A 2,330-nucleotide genomic window follows, 5' to 3' on the forward strand; every position below is an offset into this window, starting at 1 on the left:
CTCGAAATCTGCTTAAAGTGATTATTGTTCTGTTGATACTTGCTACCTTTGGGGTAGCAGTATTAGCAGGGCTAATAGCCTTAGTGTGGTTAAAACTGTTGCTTTTTATTTATGAGCTTTTTGAATAGGAAAAAATATCGTGAACATCGAACATAAAATCCCAACAGGTTACGAAGGCAAAGGCGGTATCCGCGCTGCTATCTTAGCCAAGTCGGTGAACGTACATCAGCCAGAGTTAAAGCCGATTGTGACGTTCTTAATTGACTTCCCACGCTTCATTTTGCCTGAGTTTAACACGCATAAAATGCTCGAAAAAAACGGTGCAAGCAGTCGTGCTATCCCTGTTGCCAAGCAAATTGAGCGTGTGTTAGCTAATCCTGTTATCCCAATGCACTTTGGCAAGAACCAAGCTGGGATGGTGGCTGAGACTGAGGTTGAAGCTGATGTCTTAAAAATGGCTCGCTTTGAATGGGAGTCTGCGGCAAGTAGTGCTGTTAAAGCTGCGAAAATCTTAGACAATTTCAAAATCCACAAACAAGTCGTCAACCGTTTACTTGAACCATTTAGCATGATGCGTATGGTGGTAACAGCAACAGAGTGGGACAACTTCTTTTGGCTTCGCCTCCACAAAGACGCTGACCCTCACATTGCTGAATTAGCACGAGTAATGCTTCATGCGTATCAGCAAACAGAATCTGTCGGCTTAGACAACACCTGTTGGCACGTTCCTTTCTTTGACAGAGGTTACTGGACTCCCGATATTCATGGACACTATGGAACAACCGCTCAAGAAGCGATTAACCACTCTATGAGTTGTTGCGCCCAAACTTCTTATCGTAAGTTAGATATGAGCGAAGGCAAAGCCGAAGATATTATCGCTAAGCTATTTAACGGTGAACGCTGTCACGCCAGCCCAGCGACCCACCAAGCCCATCCAATCTGCTATGATTTTGGCGTTGACCAACCCACTGTTACTCATCAGAGCCGTAACGGTGATTTATGGTCAAACAATCTGCGTGGCTGGGGGCAATACCGCACGTTGATTCCCAATAACAACTGCACTAACTTTGACTTTGGCCAAGCCATTGACACTAGCGACATCAAAGCTAATGTTGATATGTTTTGAGGTTTCTGAGGCGTTCGCGCCTCTTTTCTTGGAGATTAAAAATGATTACTTCCCTCTTAATAACTCTAGCTCTCTTTATTTGCCTTTGGCTCGCTCTTAACTCAGTCCTAATTAGAGTCTTAGCCGACATTCTTAAAGACTACTCAAATGTGAACTACACATGGGTTCTTTATGGGTTCTTAACAGCCGTCACGCCTATCTTAATGGCTTTATCTTATGCTCTTGGAGTTAACACAAAATGACGAACAAACACATCATCTTAATCGCTGCCTTTGCTCCTGAGTCGGGTAAGAGTACGTTTGCGGACACCTTAACTTGTGACTTAACAAAATACCGTCCTTTTGGAGTAGATACTATCTGTTTTGCTAAAGGACTGAAAAACGTAGTTTCTAAGTTGCTGGAGTTTTCAGGCTATTCTCCGTTAGAAATTGATGATGCTTTATTTGGGGAAGGCAAGTCTAAAGAGTTTAAAGTTTACGGTATGGGTCAAGGTATAACACATCGGGAACTTTTACAGAAGACAGGAACAGAATATCGTCAGCTTTTAGGTTTGCCTAACTTATGGTTAGATATAACAGTGGGTATCTTAGCTAGAGATATTGGTTCTGAGTTTATTTGTGTAATTGACGACTGGCGTTTCATTGAAGAATACGAAGGCATCAGCAAGTTCGCTGCCGAGAACGACATCAAAGTCCATACCATTTGCATCCGCAATGCCAAAGCCGAAGCCAAATATAAGTCAGAGCATAGCAGCGAGGGTGGTCTCACTAACTTTAAGTTTGACCACATCTTCTGGAACAACATGGACGAGGAGTTCTTTGACCAAGCGTTTGAGTTTGCGAAGATTTTTGAGGTGAAGACAGATGACAGCACCGTTTAACATCCCAAGAGTCAGTTCAAAGGTAAAGGCAACGACAGTGCTGATACCTCAAGGGTTAGCCACTAAAGTAAGAGCGAAAGCTCTTGCCGAAGGCACTACCATTAAAGCTGTCGCTACTGAGTTAGATATTAGTTTATCCACCCTTAGCCTTGTCTTAAATGGTAGACAGCAAAGTGCTAAACCTAGCTTTATTAAGAAACTACAACAGTATGTGGAGAATTAAAGCACGAGAAGAAGGTTTGGACTTCAAAAATAAGCCAACATCAGATAAATAATAAAAACACTAGATCGGAAGAGCGTCGTGTAGGGAAAGAGTGTCTTCGC

3 protein-coding genes are annotated in these 2,330 nt (G+C 42.7%); all 3 read left to right on the forward strand.

From position 1 onward, the window contains the following. Positions 1-139: 139 nt before the first annotated feature. The 3 genes from Q0212_RS08100 to Q0212_RS08110 all read left to right on the forward strand — a co-directional run bounded on the left by Q0212_RS08100 (position 140) and on the right by Q0212_RS08110 (position 2,229). Positions 140-1,126 (forward strand): FAD-dependent thymidylate synthase, encoded by a 987-nt coding sequence (locus tag Q0212_RS08100; protein WP_297924347.1) that lies wholly within the window; start codon positions 140-142, stop codon positions 1,124-1,126. A gap of 238 nt (positions 1,127-1,364) precedes the next feature. Continuing rightward, positions 1,365-2,006, forward strand: a complete 642-nt coding sequence (locus Q0212_RS08105; protein ID WP_297924350.1) for a hypothetical protein — start codon at positions 1,365-1,367, stop codon at positions 2,004-2,006. Then, entirely contained in the window at positions 1,990-2,229 is a 240-nt protein-coding gene (locus Q0212_RS08110) for a helix-turn-helix transcriptional regulator (protein ID WP_297924352.1), read from the forward strand. The genes Q0212_RS08105 and Q0212_RS08110 overlap by 17 nt, the downstream gene beginning before the upstream one ends. Positions 2,230-2,330: the final 101 nt, after the last annotated feature.

The organism is uncultured Agitococcus sp. (genome assembly GCF_937920075.1).
In the GTDB taxonomy this organism is placed as follows: domain Bacteria; phylum Pseudomonadota; class Gammaproteobacteria; order Pseudomonadales; family Moraxellaceae; genus Agitococcus.

Excerpts from the sequence above, each read along its gene's own strand:
- Q0212_RS08105 (WP_297924350.1), top strand. The coding sequence starts at position 1,365 with ATGACGAACAAACACATCATCTTAATCGCTGCCTTTGCTCCTGAGTCG.
- Q0212_RS08110 (WP_297924352.1), top strand. The coding sequence starts at position 1,990 with ATGACAGCACCGTTTAACATCCCAAGAGTCAGTTCAAAGGTAAAGGCA.